The sequence below is a fragment of the Stenotrophomonas sp. GD03794 genome (assembly GCF_029842145.1).
Classification (GTDB): Bacteria; Pseudomonadota; Gammaproteobacteria; order Xanthomonadales; family Xanthomonadaceae; genus Stenotrophomonas; species Stenotrophomonas riyadhensis.
In genome coordinates this window covers 145668-163066 of sequence record NZ_JAOCFV010000004.1, presented here as the reverse complement: position 1 = coordinate 163066, position 17399 = coordinate 145668, and the positions used below count along the sequence as shown (strand labels likewise).

General features: G+C 67.1%; 15 protein-coding genes. 5 read left to right on the top strand and 10 right to left on the bottom strand.

Annotated elements, in window-relative coordinates; translation table 11 throughout:
- Positions 1-6: 6 nt before the first annotated feature.
- Positions 7-846: a formate dehydrogenase accessory sulfurtransferase FdhD gene (fdhD, locus tag N5D91_RS04055; RefSeq protein ID WP_110712470.1), complete on the bottom strand. Its 840-nt coding sequence runs from the start codon at positions 844-846 to the stop codon at positions 7-9.
- A gap of 242 nt (positions 847-1088) precedes the next feature.
- On the opposite strand from fdhD, the gene N5D91_RS04050 reads away from it, so the two are divergent.
- The 3 genes from N5D91_RS04050 to N5D91_RS04040 all read left to right on the top strand — a co-directional run bounded on the left by N5D91_RS04050 (position 1089) and on the right by N5D91_RS04040 (position 4391).
- A complete protein-coding gene (locus N5D91_RS04050) occupies positions 1089-3374 on the top strand; it encodes an FdhF/YdeP family oxidoreductase (protein WP_180853920.1) in 2286 nt (761 codons plus the stop codon).
- Between the two features lie 25 nt (positions 3375-3399).
- Entirely contained in the window at positions 3400-3735 is a 336-nt protein-coding gene (locus tag N5D91_RS04045; protein ID WP_180853938.1) for a hypothetical protein, read from the top strand.
- Positions 3736-3851: 116 nt separating this feature from the next.
- Positions 3852-4391, top strand: coding sequence for a DUF411 domain-containing protein (locus N5D91_RS04040; RefSeq protein ID WP_106468162.1), 540 nt, complete (start codon positions 3852-3854; stop codon positions 4389-4391).
- A 156-nt stretch (positions 4392-4547) separates the two neighbouring features.
- Here the strand turns inward: N5D91_RS04040 and blaL1 are convergent, their stop codons facing one another.
- The 4 genes from blaL1 to N5D91_RS04020 form a co-directional block, all read right to left on the bottom strand.
- On the bottom strand, positions 4548-5420 hold the full coding sequence (gene blaL1 / locus N5D91_RS04035; protein WP_180853919.1) for a L1 family subclass B3 metallo-beta-lactamase: 873 nt from the start codon (positions 5418-5420) through the stop codon (positions 4548-4550).
- A 95-nt stretch (positions 5421-5515) separates the two neighbouring features.
- The gene (locus N5D91_RS04030; protein WP_180853918.1) at positions 5516-7933 is read right to left on the bottom strand and encodes a TonB-dependent receptor; all 2418 of its coding nucleotides are present in this window, start codon (positions 7931-7933) and stop codon (positions 5516-5518) included.
- 70 nt (positions 7934-8003) lie between these two features.
- On the bottom strand, positions 8004-8855 hold the full coding sequence (locus N5D91_RS04025; protein WP_279907090.1) for a FecR domain-containing protein: 852 nt from the start codon (positions 8853-8855) through the stop codon (positions 8004-8006).
- Positions 8852-9376, bottom strand: coding sequence for an RNA polymerase sigma factor (locus tag N5D91_RS04020; RefSeq protein ID WP_180853916.1), 525 nt, complete (start codon positions 9374-9376; stop codon positions 8852-8854). The genes N5D91_RS04025 and N5D91_RS04020 overlap by 4 nt, the downstream gene beginning before the upstream one ends.
- 203 nt (positions 9377-9579) lie before the next feature.
- Here N5D91_RS04020 and N5D91_RS04015 point away from each other — a divergent pair, with 203 nt between their 5' ends.
- Both N5D91_RS04015 and N5D91_RS04010 read left to right on the top strand, forming a co-directional pair.
- Positions 9580-9846, top strand: a complete 267-nt coding sequence (locus tag N5D91_RS04015; protein ID WP_032129472.1) for a hypothetical protein — start codon at positions 9580-9582, stop codon at positions 9844-9846.
- 9 nt (positions 9847-9855) lie between these two features.
- Positions 9856-11028 (top strand): low temperature requirement protein A, encoded by a 1173-nt coding sequence (locus N5D91_RS04010; RefSeq protein ID WP_180853915.1) that lies wholly within the window; start codon positions 9856-9858, stop codon positions 11026-11028.
- A gap of 111 nt (positions 11029-11139) precedes the next feature.
- On the opposite strand, the gene N5D91_RS04005 is transcribed toward N5D91_RS04010, so the two are convergent.
- From N5D91_RS04005 to mgtA, 5 genes are all read right to left on the bottom strand, one after another.
- Complete coding sequence (locus N5D91_RS04005; protein WP_180853914.1) at positions 11140-11685, bottom strand: DUF1697 domain-containing protein; 546 nt, start codon at positions 11683-11685, stop codon at positions 11140-11142.
- Entirely contained in the window at positions 11682-12323 is a 642-nt protein-coding gene (locus N5D91_RS04000) for a response regulator (protein WP_180853913.1), read from the bottom strand. Before N5D91_RS04000 ends, N5D91_RS04005 begins: the two co-directional genes overlap by 4 nt.
- Positions 12316-13371, bottom strand: coding sequence for an ATP-binding protein (locus N5D91_RS03995; RefSeq protein ID WP_110712460.1), 1056 nt, complete (start codon positions 13369-13371; stop codon positions 12316-12318). Before N5D91_RS03995 ends, N5D91_RS04000 begins: the two co-directional genes overlap by 8 nt.
- A gap of 489 nt (positions 13372-13860) precedes the next feature.
- Entirely contained in the window at positions 13861-14598 is a 738-nt protein-coding gene (locus tag N5D91_RS03990) for an MgtC/SapB family protein (RefSeq protein ID WP_180853912.1), read from the bottom strand.
- A gap of 31 nt (positions 14599-14629) precedes the next feature.
- Positions 14630-17389 carry a magnesium-translocating P-type ATPase gene (gene mgtA / locus N5D91_RS03985; protein ID WP_180853911.1) on the bottom strand — a complete coding sequence of 920 codons (2760 nt, stop codon included), beginning with the start codon at positions 17387-17389 and terminating at the stop codon, positions 14630-14632.
- Positions 17390-17399: the final 10 nt, after the last annotated feature.

Here is a 17399-nt window from a genome sequence, read left to right as displayed (position 1 = left end):
TCGGCTCTACCTGTCGTCCGCCTGCAGCCGTTCGGGATGGGTATACACATTGAACCCGCTCTCCCGCGCGAACCCGACCAGGCACAGGCCGGCGCTGCGCGCCAGGTCGATCGCCAGCGCGGTCGGTGCCGACACCGCTGCCAGCACGCTGGCACCAGCGCGCACCGCCTTGCTCACCATTTCGTAGCTGGCGCGGCTGGAAATCACCAGCAACCCACCGTCGATGGCGTGCTCGTTGTGATGCAGGGCGCCGATCAGTTTGTCCAACGCGTTGTGGCGGCCCACGTCCTCGCGCACCCAGCCGATGCGCCCACTGGCATCGGCCCAGGCGGCGGCGTGGGTGGAGCCGCTTACCGCATTCATCGGTTGATGTTGGGCCAGCGTGGCCAGCGCCCGCTGCAATGCGGCATGCGGATAGGTGCGGCGCTCGCGGATCTGCGGCAGCGGGCGCAGCACATCCTCCAGCTGCCGCGTGCCGCACAGGCCACAGCCACCGCGACCGGGCAGCAGGCGGCCATTGGCCGGATCCAGATCGGCACCGGGTGCATCCTCGGTCACGGTCATCTGCAGCTCGATGCCCTCCAGCTGCGGGCGCACCTCGATCAACAGCAGTTGCGAGGGCGCAGTGATCAGCCCCTCGCTGAGCGAGAAACCCAGCGCGAAGTCTTCCAGATCGCAGGGGGTGGCCATCATCACAGCGAAGGCGGCGCCGTTGTAGCGCAGTGCAACCGGAACTTCCTCGGCCACCACGTCGACCTGCTGCTGGTGCCCCTCGCTGCGCCAGCGCTGCAACGGGCGCTGCGCCGTGCCGGCAGGCGGGGTGTGCGGCGGGGTCGAGTCAGGCATGCAGCGCGTCCGGGCAAGGGAAATACGCAGGTGGTGAACCACCCACGGCTTCGAGAATAGCGCAGTGGCCGGGCGCTGACGCGGGTGTAACCGTTGTCATGACACGCTGTGCTGAAATCAGCGCCAGCCTCTGGCGCAGGGCCGTGCGCCGTGCTTGACTGTGGGGCTTGCCGGGCCGCCGAAAGGGCTGCTGGCCCGCAGTAAACGTGTGTTGTTGTGTTCCTTCCGCCAGGTTCCCGAACATGTCCGAGCAGAAGCCGCCGCGTTACAAGCCCTACAACCAGCCGGCCGGTGGCTGGGGTGCCGCCGGCGCTACCGCCAAGGTGCTGCTGCAGCAGAGCGTGATCGGCAAGGGGTCGAAGGCGCTGCTGGCGATGAACCAGCCCGGTGGCTTCAAGTGCCCGAGCTGTGCGTTCCCCGATGCCGACGAACGCAAGAAGCTGGAATTCTGCGAGAACGGTGCCAAGGCGCTGGCCTGGGAAGCCACCCAGTTCCGTGCTGGCCGCGAGCTGTTCGCCCAGCACACGGTCACCGAGCTGATGGCGCAGACCGACTACTGGCTGGAAATGCAGGGCCGGCTGACCGAGCCGATGCGCTACGACGCGGCGACCGACCATTACGTGCCGTGCAGCTGGGACGACGCCTTCGCGCTGATCGGCCGCCACCTGCAGGCGCTGGACAGCCCGCACCAGGCCGAGTTCTACACCTCCGGACGCACGCCCAACGAAGCCGCGTTCCTGTATTCGATCTTCGTGCGCGAGTTCGGCACCAACAATTTCCCGGACTGCTCGAACATGTGCCACGAGCCGACCAGCCGCGGCCTGCCGCCGGCCATCGGGGTGGGCAAGGGCACCATCGTGCTGCAGGATTTCGAGCACGCCGAGGCGATCTTCGTGATCGGCCAGAACACCGGCACCAATTCGCCGCGGATGATGAGCAACCTGGTCGAGGCGCGCAAACGCGGTATCCCGATCGTGGCGGTCAACCCGATGCCCGAGCGCGCGTTGATCCGTTTCGCCGAGCCGCAGGATGTGGTGCAGATGGCCACGTTCGGTTCGACCGAGATCACCAGCGAGTTCGTGCACATCCGCATCGGCGGCGACCTGGCCCTGATCAAGGGCATGATGAAGGTGATGTTCGAACGCGAGGCGCAGGGCGAGCGCGTGCTCGACCATGAGTTCCTGGCCGAACACACCGTGGGCCTGGAGGCATTGCGCGAGGATGTGCTGGCGCAGGACTGGGAGGAGATCGTGCAGGTCTCCGGCATCTCCCAGGCGCAGATCCGCCGCTGCGCCGAGATCTACATCCGCTCCAAGGCCACCGTGATCTGCTACGGCATGGGCCTGACCCAGCACCAGTATGGATCGACCCTGCTGCAGCAGGTGGCCAATCTGCTGATGCTGCGTGGCAACTTCGGCAAGCCCGGTGCCGGCATCGGGCCGATCCGTGGCCACTCCAACGTGCAGGGCGACCGCACCGTCGGCATTGACGAGAAACCCAAGCCGGCCTATCTGGACCGCGTGCAGCAGGTGTTCGGCTTCGAGCCGCCGCGTGAGCATGGTCACCACGTGGTCGAGTCGATCGAGGCAATGCTGGATGGCAGCGCCAAGGTGTTCATCGGCCTGGGCGGCAATTTCATCCATGCGGTGCCCGACACGCCGCGTGCGTACGAGGCGATGCGCGGCCTGGAGCTGACGGTCGGCATCGCCACCAAGCTCAACCGCGGCCACCTGGTGCACGGCCGCGATGCGCTGATCCTGCCGGTGGTCGCGCGTTCGGAGCGCATCGTCACGCCGGCTGGCGAGCAGTTCGTCACCATCGAAGACGCCATGTCGAATGTCACCGCCTCGCGCGGTGTGCTGGAACCGGTCAGTGCGGAGGTACTGCCCGAGGTCGAAATCGTCTGCCGCATGGCGATGGCCACGCTGCCGCACAGCAGGGTCGACTGGGCCGGCTGCATGCATGACTACACCCCCATCCGCGAGCTGATCGCGGCGGTGTACCCGGAGATCTACACCGGCTTCAACGAGCGCATCCAGCAGCCGCACGGCTTCCATCTGGACATTCCACCGCGCCGCCGCGTGTGGCCCACGCCGAATGGCAAGGCCAACATCCTGGTGATGCCGGGCCTGGACGTGGACGCGCCGGTGGACGACCCCGAGATGCTGCGGTTGGCCACGGTGCGCTCGCACGACCAGTACAACACCACCATCTACAGCTACAACGACCGCTATCGCGGCGTTTACAACGATCGCATGGTGCTGTTCATGAACATCGAGGACCGGCTGGCACGCGGGCTGGAGAAGGAGGCGCTGGTCTACCTGGAGACCATCAGCGGTGATGGCGTGCAGCGGCGCATCGAGGGCCTGACCGTACTGGACTACCCGATGCCGCGCGGCGCCCTGGCCGGTTACTACCCGGAACTGAACCCGTTGTTGCCGCTGGACTACTACGATCGGGTCAGCGGTACCCCAGCGGCCAAGTCGATCCCGGTGCGGATGAGCGCAATGGTGGCGGCGATTGCGTGACGCGCGCATCGGCTATCATCAGCGGGTGAACCTGCCTGGCCTGCTGCTGCGATGGATGCTGCTTGTTGCCCTGGTGCTGAACGCACCGGCGCTTGCGATTGCCTCATCCTCGTACGCGGCGCAGTCCAGCGCGGACCACTGCGCCGCGCCGCACTCCGCTGCCATGGCCGGGTGCTGCGACGAGGCAGCATCTACGGTCTGCCAGGGCAATGAGTGCGAATGCCCGCCGGCCAGCGTCGGCATGCTGGCCACCCTGAGCGGAACGCCGGCGTCACCCTGGCGTGAGGCACCTTTACCAGCCAGCGCCCAGCAACGCGCACCGCCGCCGTTGCCGGATCCGCTACGGCCTCCCATCGTGTGATTCCCTGCAGGCCTCAAGCGCCTGCCGTAGCTGCTCGACTCATTCTCGACTCTGCCTGTGCCTTCGATGCGCAGGCAGCGGGCCGCGTTGCCCGCATCTGCAAAGGAATCAACACCATGAACCGTTCTCTCTCCCTCGGCCTGCTGCTGGGCACCGTACTGGCCACGACCGCCTGCGCGCGCGCTGCCGAAGAATCGCCTGCCGCGCCGGTTGCCAGCGAAGCCCCGGCGGCACCGATCAAGTCCAGCCCATCGCAGGTGGACCCGGCACTGCCCATTGCCATCGTGCACAAGACCGCCAGCTGCGGCTGCTGTGGCATCTGGGTCGACCACCTGAAGGCCGAAGGCTTCCAGGTGGATGTGCGCGATACCGATGACATGAACCCGATCAAGGTCCGGCTGGGTGTGCCGGTTGGCAAGGCCTCCTGCCACACCGCCGAGATCGGTGGTTACGTGGTTGAAGGCCATATCCCAGCCGAAGACATCAAGCGACTGCTGGCCGAACGTCCGGCGGCGCGTGGGCTGGTGCTGCCCGGCATGCCGGCCGGTTCGCCGGGCATGGAAATGCCGGACGGCTACGTGCAGCCGTATACCGTCGAGCTGGTACGCACCGATGGCACCACCGAGCCGTTCGCGCAGCACGGCCAGGGCGGCTGATGGTCGCGGGTGCCGGTCGTCCTGACCGGCACCCTTCGGAGAGCCGAGCCCACCCTCGGCGTGCTCTTTGTAGAGTCGAGCCATGCTCGACTGCTCTGCTTCAGTCGAGCAAGCTCGACTGCTCTGCTTCAGTCGAGCAAGCTCGACTCTACAGAATCAGCGGGCGCGGGCTGTTTCCTTGGCCAGCTGTGCGTCGAACTTCTGTTCGGCCGCATCCGCGTAGGCCTTGCAGGTCAGTGCCTTGGCGCTAGCCTTGCTGCCGGAGGCGTAGTCCCAGTTGCTGGCACCCGGATGAGGGGTCAGCAACACCTCGCAGGGCAACGCCCGCACCGTCGCGAAGCTGCGCCTGTAATCCTCGATCAGGTGCGGATAACGGGGGTTGCCCTGCAGCTGGTAGCCCGGTGCACTCAGGCTGTCGGCGTAGGCGATGCGCACCGGCTTGCCCTCGCGGGTATCGGTCCAGGTCCACGCGGTGCTGCCCGGGGTGTGCCCCGGCATGAAGTGCGCGGTGAACGCGATGCCGCCCACGGTGACCACTTCGCCATCCATGATGATGCGGTCTGCACTGGCTGGCGGATAAGTGATGTCATCACCGAAGTGCAGATCGTCGCTGCCACCGCGCGCCAGCAGCACCGCCGATTCGGCGTTGGCCGCTACTTTGGCACCGGTACGGCGCTTCAGCTCCGCCACCGGCCCGGCATGGTCGGCGTGTGCGTGGCTGAGCAGGATCAGCCGCAGGTCCTGCGGCGCCACGCCGCGCGCCTTCATGTTGCTGATGAGGTGGCCGGCCATCTGTGGCATGCCGCCGTCGAGCAGTACCGCGCCGTCAGCGGTCTGCACCAGCAGGGCGGTCAGGTCCTGCGTGCCGATCTGCCAGGTGTGGTCGGCAATCTGCAGCGGTGCCATCGGCTGCAGCCACGAGGCGTCCACGGTGTAGGCCCGCAGCTGCGGCAGTGGTGTCTCGGCGCCACTGGCGTGCGCGATCGGGAGAGCAGTGACCAGGGCGAAGGCGAGCGGGGAAAAACGCATGGTTCACGTCCGTTTGAAGGAGGCCCAGAAACTAGCATGGGCCTCCTTCATCGCGTCGCGCATAGATTTCATGGCTCCCATAAGGGCGCCATGGATCAGTACCGGTACTGCCACCCCAGCGTCAGCACCCGGCCGCGCCCGGAGAAGTAGCTCGGGTTCGACGGTGTGGTCTGCGAGTAGTAGCTGATGTACTGCCTGTTGGCCAGGTTCTGCACGCCCAGCGTGAAGGCGTGCTTGTCCAGCGTATAGCGGGCCACCAGGTCCACCGTGGTGTAGCCCTTGAACTCGGCCACGCGTGCCCCCTGCAGGTCGAAGTCGCGGTCGAAGGCGTGGCTGGCCTGCAGGCGGGTGCTCAGCTGCGGCGTCCAGTTCTGTTCCCAGAATGCCGTCAGCCGGTTTGGCGCGATGTTGACGCCAGCCAGATCGCTGTCGAGACGCCCATCGACGTTGGCGTCGTAGCGGCCGTTGGCGCGCGCGTAGCCCAGGCCCAGCCGGCTGTCGCCCAGGCGTAGGCGCAGGTTGGTTTCGAAGCCTTCCACCCGGGTGGCCTGGCGCTGCACCGCGTAGGCGTCGATGCCCGGGTCGTAGATCAGCACCGAGCCGAGCTTGGATTCGGACGTGTAGTAGGCGATGTCGCCGCTGAAGCGGCCATCGTCGTACTCCAGGCCGATCTCGCGGTTGTCCGACACCACCGGTGACAGGTCGATGAGATTGTCGACGCGCTGGCCGTCGCGGTTGATCGCGCGCAGCACGCGGCCGACGTCGGCCACGGTGTAGCCCTCGGAGTAGGAAGCGTAGGCATTGAGGCGATCGTTGATGTACCAGACCGCGCCGAAGTTGGGCAGGGTCTCGCTCATGGTCGGCTTGCCGCCGGCCACCTTGCGCGCGCCATAGCGCGGCAGGGTGGTGTAGTCGCCCACGTCCAGCTCGCCCTTTTCGTAGCGCAGGCCGCCGGACAGCATCAGGTGGTCGGTTGGCCACCAGTGCAACTGCAGCAGTGGCGACAGGCTCTGGTAGGTGGTCTGCGGCACCCAGTTCATGCCACTGGCCAGCAGCACCTGGTGGGTGCGGTCACGCAGGCCGTCCAGGCCCAGGGTCACATCCAGCGTGGTATCGGCAATGCGGGTCCAGCTCTGGGTCAGCTTGAAGCCGCGCTTGTCCGATTCGTTCTGGGTCTGGTCCCAGGCGGCATTGGCGCCGGTATTGCCCCACGGGTCCCACTGGCTGGCGCCATAGCGACCTTCGAAGTCGACCGCGAACGCCTGTGCCTGGAAACGGCCGCCCAGCAGTTCAGCGGCGCTGTAGTCCACGGTCAGCGAACGCGAGCGGTTCATCGGCGGATCCAATGGAGTGTCGCCGGGCACCGAAAGGGTCGGGCGGCCGGTGCGGTAATCACCGTTCACCGCCAGGTAGTTGTCCAGCCCGCGCAGCTCGTAGCGGTTGGCCATCAACTGCAGGCGGTGGCCCTCGGCAATGTTCCAACCCAGCTTGGCGAACACGTTCGACGAGGTCGAATCCATCAGTTCGCCCTGCGCGTTGGTGCCGATCGAACGGCCCTCGCCGTCATGGAACAGCCCCTGCTTCTCGTAGGCGAGGCCGGCAACCAGGTCGAACTGCTCGCCCCGCATGCCGACCAGTGCCGAACCACGCTGGCCATTGTCATCGCTGCGGCGGGGCAGGGCAGAGCTGTAGCTGACGTTGGTGTCGAGCAGGAAGGCGCCCGGCTCGCTGGGCGCGCTGCGGGTGATGATGTTGACGATGCCACCGGTACCGCCGATGCCCTGCAGCGCATTGGCACCATGGATGACCTCGATGCGTTCGATCATCGCCGGATCGATGGTGTGGGAATCACGTGAGCCATCGCGCAGCGGCGTCGACTGTGGCACGCCGTCGACCATGTACAGGATGCCGCGGCCACGCATGGTTTCGCCGTAGTTGGACATCTTTTCGCGCGCCGGTGCGAATGCCGGAATCTGCGACGACAGCACACGCGAGACATCCGAACCCAGTGCCAGCTGCTGGGCAATGTCTTCGCGGGTCAGCACGGTGATGGTGTTCGGCATGGCGGTCTCGCCCTGTGGCATGCGCGCGGTCGAGGCCGATACCGTGACGCGGGCCAGCGAGGTTGGCGCGGTCGAGGCGGTGGCCCGCGCCGGGGTGCTTGCTTTCATTGGCGCAGCGGCGGCGCTCACCACGAACACGCCTGGCGAGCGCTCCTGCAGCGTCAGACCGTGCCCGGCCAGCAGGCGCTGCAGCGCGTCGCGCGGGGTGTAGCGGCCATCCAGCGCCGGGGCCGTGCGGCCGCTCACGCTGTCGGCCGCGAACAACAGCTGGATGCCAGTCTGACGGGCCAGTGTGTTGAGTGAGGCCTGCAGCGAACCCGCTGGCAGATGCAGCTCCACGGGCGCGGACGCGGTGGTCTGCGCGGCAGCGGGCAGTGCGGCGCAGAGGCAGGCGGCGAGCAGGGTGGGGGTCAGCCGGCGCAGGGCGGCGGGCAGAACGGGGCGGGTCATGCGGGGTCCTTCGGAGGGGTTCAAGCAGCTGCCGGATGGGACGGCGCGCAACCCACCCTCGGCGTGGCAATCAATCGCGGGCGCGCAGATGCAGGCTGCCGTCGGCGGCGGTATGCACCTGGACCGGCAGGATCTCCGGCAACAAGGCGACCGCCGTCTCGGCACGATCGGCATAGAACACGCCCGACACCTGCAGCGGACCCAGTGCCGGGTCGTCCAGCACGATCGGACGGTCGTGATAGCGCTGCAGGATGCGCAGCACCTCGCTCAGTGGCATGCGGTCGAACTGCAGCCGGCCGGTGGTCCAGTCGGCCCGGTCCGGGTCCACAGCTTCCGGCGGAGACAGCGAGCCTGGCTGGGCCAGCAGGCGCTGCCCCGGCTTCAGTCGCTGCTCGGTGCCGCCGCCATCCACCCTGACACCGACCTCGCCGCGCCACAGCGTGACTTCGCTGAGATCGCCCTGGCGGTCAATATCGAACACCGTGCCGTAGTTGCGTACCTGTACCGGCCCGGCATCAACCTGGAAGCGGCGCCACGCCGAATGCTGCACCTCGAAGCGCACATGGCCCTGCGCCAGCAGCACCCGCCGCGAACGCAGATGGCGACGGACCTGCAGGTGGGTTCCCGCGTCGAGCAGCACGCGGCTGCCGTCCGGCAGCTCGATGTCGCGGCGCTCGCCGACGGCGGTCTGGTAGTCACGCACCTGCCAGGCCGGGTCGGTCAACAGCAGCGCTCCGGCCGCAAGCAACAGCACCGGCAGTACCCGTTTTGCGCCAGATCCGCCGCGCCGCCGCTGCAACTGCTCCGGGCCTGGCAACGGGAAACGCTCCTTCAGTGCCTCCCGGTGCTGATCGAGCGTGTCCTCGGCGGACGGTTCGGCGGGCGCCGACGGCGGTGCCGGATCGGGTGATGCAGGGCTCACCGCAGCGCACCGTGCAGCCGGCAGTCGGCCATGGCCAGGCGCAGATGACGTTCCACTGCCTTCAGGCCGATGCCCATCCGCTGCGCCACCTCGGCCTGGGGCAGCTCGTGGATCTTGTGCAGGATGAACACCTGCTGCCGCCGGCAGGGCATGCGCTCGATGCTGGTGGTCAGCCGCTGCAGCGCCTGCTGGCCCTGCGCCTGGCGCTCGGGTCCGGGGCGCTCGCAGGCGCCCTCGGGAAGCTCGGCGCAGGGTTCCACCCAGTGCCGGCGCAGATCCTCGGCGCGGCAGCGGTCGACCGCCGCATCGTGGGCGATCCTGCGCAGCAGCGCGATCGGTTGGCGGGCGTCATGCACGGCCGGACGTTCCAGCAGGCGTAGACAGACATCGTGCACCACTTCGCGGGCCAGCCCGGGCGAGCGGAACCGGCGATGCAGGTAGTCCACCAGTTCCTCGTAGTGGCGCACCAGCGAGGTCACCAGCGGCAGCGCAGGTGGGCGGGGAAGTGTCGGCTGGGACATCCGGACGGGCAGCAAGGGTGAAAGGCGGGTGCCGGGAGGTCATCCCTGCGTAATGACGCAATACTAATGGGAACTGTTCTCGTTTGCCATGCCGCGATCGCCAGGGCGATTGTTCGCCGCGTCTGGAAAGTGAATCCACGATCATCGGCTGGAGCGCAGAATCGCCCACGGCTAGCCTGCCTGCAGGCTCAAGGAGGTGGACCATGCATGTGCTTCTGGTGATGGTGGGTGGCGTCGTGCTGCTTGGGGTGTTCCTGCTGTTCGGGCGGCTGTGGAGCGTGGGCACCTCACAGCTGCCCACGGCCCTGATCGCGTTCATTGCCACCTGGCTGCTGGTGACGGTGGCCAACCTGTGGGTAGGCGTCAGCAAGGCCGGCTACGGGATGCGCGAAGAACTGCCGATCCTGCTGCTGGTGTTCGCGGTGCCGGCCCTGCTGGCCGGTCTGCTCTACTGGCGCCTGGCGCGCTGAAGGAAAGCCATGAGTACACGACTGCGATTGCCGGCCCTGCGCCAGCGCGACGGCCACCATGCGCGCGTGACCTACGAAGAGCTGTTCTTCGACCTGGTCTACGTGTTCGCGGTCACCCAGCTCAGCCACCACCTGCTGCATCACCTGGATCTGGCCGGCGTGCTGCAGACCCTGGTGCTGTGGTTTGCGGTGTGGCTGGGCTGGCAGTACGCCTGCTGGGTCAGCAACTGGTTCGATCCGGAAGCACCGCGTATCCGCGGCCTGCTGTTCGCCACCATGCTGCTGGCCTTGTTGATGTCCTCGTCCATTCCCGAGGCCTTCACCGACCGTGCCTGGGTGTTCGCCGGGGCCTACGCCATCATGCAGGTCGGGCGTACCGCCTTCGTGCTGTTCGAGGTTGGCCGCACGCATCCGCTGGCGCCGAACTTCCGCCGCATGCTGGCGTGGGTGAGCGTATCGGCCTGCTTCTGGCTGGCAGGCGCGGCAGCCGAGGGCAATACGCGGCTGGCGCTGTGGGCGATGGCGGTGGCCTGCGAGTACATCTCGCCGATGTTCGGCTTTGCATTCCCGGGCATGGGGCGTTCGCACACCCGCGAGTGGACCATCGAGGGCGGGCACCTGGCCGAGCGCTGCCAGCTGTTCGTCATCGTCGCACTGGGCGAGACGTTGCTGGCCACCGGTGGCGTGCTCAGCGAGGTCGAACAGTGGAGTGGGGCGGTGGTGTCCGCAGTGCTCGCCACCTTCGCCGGCACGATCGCCATGTGGTGGCTGTACTTTGGCATCTCCAGCCGCGACGCCACCGAGGCCATCAGCCATGCCGAAGACCCGGGCCGGATGGGGGCCAACTTCCACTATGTGCACGCGTTGCTGATCGCAGGGATCATCGCTACGGCGGTGGGCAATGACCTGGTCATGGACCACCCGCACGCTGTGGTGACGCCGGTGTATGCGGCCGTGCTGGTGGCCGGCCCGTTGATCTACCTGCTGGGCAGCGCGCTGTACAAGCGGGTGGTGTACGGGCGCGCACCGTACTCGCATCTGATCGGTGCAGTGGCACTGGGTGTGATGGGTTTCGTATTGCCGCAGACCCATCTGCTGACCGCTGGCTGGTTGACCAGCGCGGTGCTGCTGGCGGTGGGATTGATGGATACGCGGTTGAAGCACCGCCTGCAACGGGCGTGATCTTGTCCGGTATCCAGCCTGTGCCGGGTAGAGTCGACTGTTGGTCGACTGCTCTTCCACAAGGTTGTGGAAAATCCCGCGCTGCGCGCGATAGTCGACTGACAGTCGACTCTACCGCCGCCCTCTACCGCCTGAGGTGGCCTGGCCGAGCGCGGCGGCCATTGCCGCAAGCTTGCCGACCGTGTTGAGGTTGCGGGCGGTGCCTTGCTGGGCATAGGGAATCCGCAGGCGTGAGTCGGCCATGCCGTCGCCATAGTGGACGAAGATCTCACGGGTACCCAGCGCCAGCTGCTCATCGCGCAGGCCGGTCACCCCGGCCAAGGGATCCGTGGGCAGTGCCTCATCCACGAACAGCGCGACCACGCGATTGCCGGCGGCATGCGGGAACGGATTGCCGGCGGCAACCGCCGCGATCTCGGCTGCCGAGCGCACCAGCACACCCACCGGTTTTCCTGCATAGGCCTGCAGCCGTTGGCCAAGGGCTTTCCGCACGCCGGCTTCGTCAAGTCCGCTGCGGAACACCACGTTGCCGCTGGCGATATAGGTGCGGACGTCGGTGAAGCCGGCGTCTTCGCACATCGCCAGCAGTTCAACCATCGGCAGCTTGCCGGTACCTCCGACATTGACTGCTCGCAGCAGTGCGACATGCACGCTCATGGGGAACCTGCCTGCAGGCGGTCGTACATGCGTACCAGATCGACCAGCGTACGCGCGCCCATCTTGCGCATCACCTGCGCGCGGCGCACCTTCACCGTGATCTCGCTGACCCCGAGGTCACCGGCGATCTGCTTGTTGAGGCGGCCGCGCACCACGCCATCGACCACCTCGCGCTCGCCGCCGTTGAGCGTGTTCCAGCGCTGCTGCAGGGCGTCCAGTGCCTCGCCGTCACTGCGGCGCTGGCGGTCGATGTCGATGCCCTTGTGGATCGCATCCAGCAGCTCCTGGTCGCGGAAGGGTTTGGTCAGGAACTCGATGGCACCGTCCTTGATCGCGTTGACACCCATCGCGATGTCACCGTGGCCGGTGATGAACACCACCGGCAGCTGCAGGCCGTGGCTGCCCATCGTGCGATGGAACTCCAGCCCGCTCTGGCCCGGCATGCGTACGTCCAGCACCAGGCAGGCCGGCGCATCTTCCAGCTCGTGTTCGAGGAACGCCTGGGTGGAGGCGAAGGCCCGCACCTGCAGTCCCATCGAGGCCAGCAGGTCTTCCAGCGCGGCGCGCACCGACGGATCGTCGTCGATCACGTAGACGATGGGTGCCGGGTCGGTGATGGGTGCAGCGGGCTTACGCATGGGGAGAATCCGTGGCGATGGGCAGGTCGAACACGAAGCAGGCACCGCCGCCTGCCGGTCGTTCGGCGCGGATCTGGCCGTCGTTGGCCTCGATCATCGAACGGCTCAGGCTCAGACCGAGGCCCAGTCCGTGCGACTTGGTGGTCCAGAACGCATCGAACACACGCTCGGGGTGATCGGCGGGCAGGCCGACACCACGGTCGCGCACACTGAGGCTTACCCGCTGGCCGTCACGCCGGGTCAGCAGCGACAGGCGACGATCAGCAGCCGGCACCGCTTCCATCGCGTCCACCGCATTGAGGATCAGGTTGCCGATCACCTGCTGCACCTGCACGCGGTCGGCCTGCACCAGTGGCAGGTCGGCGTCCAGCAGCAGGGCCACGGCCACGCCGTGCTGGTCCAGTTCACTGCGCGACAGCGCCAGCATTTCCTCCACGGCCTGGTTCAGATCGAAGGCGCGCCGTTCCGGTGCGGCACCCTGGGTCAGGCCACGGATACGGGCGATCACGTCACCGGCGCGATGCGCATCGGCCAGGATGCGGGCCACGGTCTGCCGCGCCTTGTCTACGTTCGGTGGGTCCTGTGCCAGCCAGCGCTGGCAGGCCTCGGCGCTGCTGGCGATGGCCGCCAGCGGCTGGTTCACTTCATGGGCGATGGAGGTGGTCAGCTCGCCCACCGTGGAGGCGCGCGCCACCCGCAGCAGGCGGCCCTGCGCTTCCTGCACGGCGGCCTTGGCCGCTTCCATGTTCAGGGCAAGGTAGGTGGTGATGCCGATCACCAGCATGCCGATCACCGAGTTGACCAGGCCGATGCGGTAGGTGCCGAAGCGGGTCAGGAAGAAACTCAGCCCGGTCAACGCGATGCAGGCGATGGCCAGGGTGATCAGCCCGCGCGCGCTCAGTACGCGCGATGCGGCGAGGATGACTGCTGCGTAGAAGCAGGCGGCGGCGACGGCGTAATCGGTGACGGTATCGATCAGGAAGATCGCCGCCATCACGACGATCAGGGCCAGCAGCACCAGCGGGCGACGGGGCGACAGCGATGGCATCGGAACGGCTCCCGGGCGTGGGGGGAAAGGATAGCAAAGCCGTCTCGGGTGGATGCCGATCGGTAGTGCCGGCCGCTGGCCGGCAGCTGCAGGATTGTGCCGACCAAGGTCGGCACCTACCAGAGCGGTGCACGCGGGCTGTTGGTAGATGCCGACCTTGGTCGGCAGGCTCTGGCAGGAGCCATGGCATCTGATGGTTCTGTGCCGACCAAGGTCGGCACCTACCAGAGCGGTGCATGAGGGCTGTTGGTAGATGCCGACCTTGGTCGGCAGGCTCTGGCAGGAGTCATGGCATCTGATGGGTCTGTGCCGACCAAGGTCGGCACCTACCAAGCGGTGCAGGAGGGCTGTTGGTAGATGCCGACCTTGGTCGGCAGGCTCTGGCAGGAGCCATGGCATCTGATGGGTCTGTGCCGACCAAGGTCGGCACCTACCAAAGCGGTGCATGATGTTGCCGGCGTCCATGAGGTTGCCGGCCAGCGGCCGGCACTACTCCTCCAGGCTGGCGTTCCAGAATCCCTGCAGCACGCCGGGGGTGGTCGCCAGCGTGGCCAGCACCGCATCCAGTTCACCGGCATCCACCGTGGTGGCATACAGCACCGCTTCGATCTCCACGTCGCGCTCGCCGAACGGGCGCTGGTCCACCGCGCGTACCGGGTAGTGCGCCGGTTCCAGCAGCAGCAACAGCTGGTCCAGCACCTCGGCCTGCTGCTCACGCTGGCAGACCACGTTGATCGCATAGGTCGCTTCGCTGAATGCCTCCGGCAACGGCTGCCGCTGGATGCGGTTCACCACCGGCCGCAGCAGGGTGTTGGCGGCCAGCACGAACACCGCCGCCATCACCGCCTCCGGCAGCAGCTTGATACCCGCACAGGCGCCGACCGCCGCCGAGCCCCACAGGGTGGCAGCGGTGTTCAGGCCGGACACCTGCGCACCGTCCTTCATGATCGCACCGGCGCCAAGGAAGCCGACGCCGGAGATCACATAGGCCACCACATGCAGCGGTGAGGGCGGGCCGCCATACAGGTCATGGAAGCGCACGGCCAGGTCGACGAACACCGCCGCACCCACTGCCACCAGCGTATTGGTACGCAGGCCGGCGGTGCGTTGGCGCAGTTGCCGTTCCAGGCCGATGGCCGTGCCCAGCACGAACGCCACCGACAGGCTGATCAGCGAACTCAGGGTTGCGCCGGCGTTGAACGCCGGCAGGTTCGGATTGATGTCCATTGTGATTCTCCCTGGACAAGGCGGCGGGCGCTTACTGCCAGCCGTAGCGACGGATGTAGAACTTCTTCAGTGCGGTGGTCAGTACCGCATAGCCGAACAGGATCGCCACCAGGAACGGCCAGTAGCCGGTCGGCAGGGCCTGCAGCTTGAAGTAACCGGCCAGCGGGCTCATCGGCAGGGCCACGCCAATGGCCATGATCAGGCCGGTCATCACCAGCAGCGGCGGTGCGGCGATGCTCTGCAGGAACGGCACCTTCGGTGTACGGATCATGTGCACGATCAGCGTCTGGGTCAGCAGGCCCACCACGAACCAGCCGGACTGGAACAGGCCCTGGTCGGCCGGCGTGCGTGCATCGAACACGTACCACATCAAGGCGAAGCAGGTCAGGTCGAAGATCGAGCTGATCGGCCCGAAGAATACCATGAAGCGGCCGATGTCCGCCGGGTTCCACTTCAGCGGCTTTCGCACCAGCTCCTCGTCCACGTTGTCGAACGGAATGGCGATCTGCGAGATGTCATACAGCAGGTTCTGCACCAGCAGCTGCAACGGCAGCATCGGCAGGAACGGCAGGAAGGCCGAGGCCACCAGCACCGAGAACACGTTGCCGAAGTTGGAGCTGGCGGTCATGCGGATGTACTTCAGCATGTTGTTGAACGTGCGCCGGCCCTGGATGACGCCTTCCTCCAGCACCATCAGGTTCTTTTCCAGCAGGATGATGTCGGCGGCCTCCTTGGCGATGTCCACCGCGCTATCCACGCTGATGCCGATGTCGGCCGCGCGCAGCGCCGGTGCATCGTTGATGCCGTCGCCGAGGAAACCGACCACCTTGCCCTGTGCGCGCAGCTCGCGTACCAGGCGCTCCTTGTGCAGCGGGGTCAGGCGGGCAAACACGCGGTGGTGGTGCAACGCCCGCGACAGCGCACCGTCATCCATGCGCTCGATCTGCGGGCCGGTCAGGATGGTGTCCGCGTCCAGCCCCACCTGCGCACAGACGCGTGCGGTCACCAGCTCGTTGTCGCCGGTGAAGACCTTCACTTCCACGCCATGCGCGGCCAGCGCCTGCAGCGCCTGCGCAGCCGATTCCTTCGGCGGGTCCAGGAAGGCCACGTAGCCGACCAGGGTCAGGCCGCACTCGTCGGCCTGCGAGTAGGCGGTCTGGCTGGCGGCAGTCTCCTTCATCGCCACTGCCACCACGCGCAGGCCCTGTTCGTTGAGTTCCTCGGTGGTCTGCCGCACCCGCGCCAGGCGGCGCTCGTCCAGCGGCATGTCCTGGCCGTTCTCGCGCACGGTGCTGCACACCGCCAGCATCTCTTCCACGGCGCCCTTGCAGATCAGCTCATGGTGGTCCTCGCGCTCGGATACGACCACCGACATGCGGCGGCGCTCGAAGTCGAACGGAATCTCATCCACCTTGTGGTAGTCCTGCGACAGCCGCAACGAGCTCTGCAGCTCCACGTGCTCCAGCACCGCGCGGTCGAGCAGGTTGATCAGGCCGGTCTGGAAGTGGCTGTTGAGGTAGGCGAACTTCAGCACGTCCTCCGAATCGTGGCCGAACACATCGGTATGCCGCTCCAGCGCGATCTTGTCCTGGGTGAGGGTGCCGGTCTTGTCGGTGCACAACACCTCCATCGCGCCGAAGTTCTGGATCGCATCCAGGCGCTTGACGATCACCTTGCGCCGCGACAGCAGCACCGCGCCCTTGGCCAGGGTGGAGGTGACGATCATCGGCAGCATTTCCGGGGTCAGGCCTACCGCCACCGACAGCGCGAACAGGAACGCCTCGGTCCAGTCGCCCTTGGTCCAGCCGTTGATCAGCAGCACGAACGGCACCATCACCAGCGCGAAGCGGATCAGCAGCCAGCTGACGCTGTTGACGCCGGCCTGGAATGCGGTGGGCGCACGGTCGGTAGCGGTGCTGCGCTGGGCCAGGGTGCCGAAGTAGGTGCGGTTGCCGGTGGCCAGCACCACGGCGGTGGCGGTGCCGGACACCACATTGGTGCCCATGAACAACAGATTGTGCTGCTCCAGCAGGCCGGCCAGGCCATCGCCCGGGTGCGCGAACTTCTCCACCGGCAGCGACTCGCCGGTCATCGCCGCCTGTGCCACGAACAGATCCTTGGCGGTCAGCACGCGGCAGTCGGCCGGAATCATGTCGCCGGCCGACAGCACGATGTGATCACCGGGCACCAGTTCGCGGATCGGCAGGTCCAGCAATCGCGCCGGGCGACGGCTGTGCAGGTGCGCACCGAAGTACTGGTCGGCCACGTCTGCCGCCTCGGTGCCGGGATTGCGGCGCAGCACGCGAGCGGTATTGCCGACCAGTGCCTTCAGCCGCTCGGCGGCACGGTTGGAGCGGCCTTCCTGCACGAAGCGGATCAGCGTGGACAGCAGCACCATGGCACCGATCACGATCGTGGCCTTGATGTCCTCCGTCAGCCAGGACACCGCCGCCAGTACGGTCAGCAGCAGGTTGAACGGGTTGCGGTAGCACTGCCACAGGTGCCGCCACCACGGCAGCGGCTTTTCGTGATCGACCTCGTTGGGGCCGAGCGTGGCCAGCCGTTCCTCGGCCTCATGCGGGCTGAGGCCGTCGGCATGCGATTCCAGCGTGGCCAACAGCTGGGCTTCATCCTGCTGGGCAAGGGTGACTAGGCCGGTGGTGAGCGCGAACGGCGCGGCCTCGGCGCTGCCCGGGCCGAAGCCGGCCTCGGGCATCGCGCGGCGGCGGAACAGGTTGCCTGCGCGACGGCTGCGCAGGAAGGCGTTGAACCAGGCGTTGAGCAGGCTCATGGGACTCTCC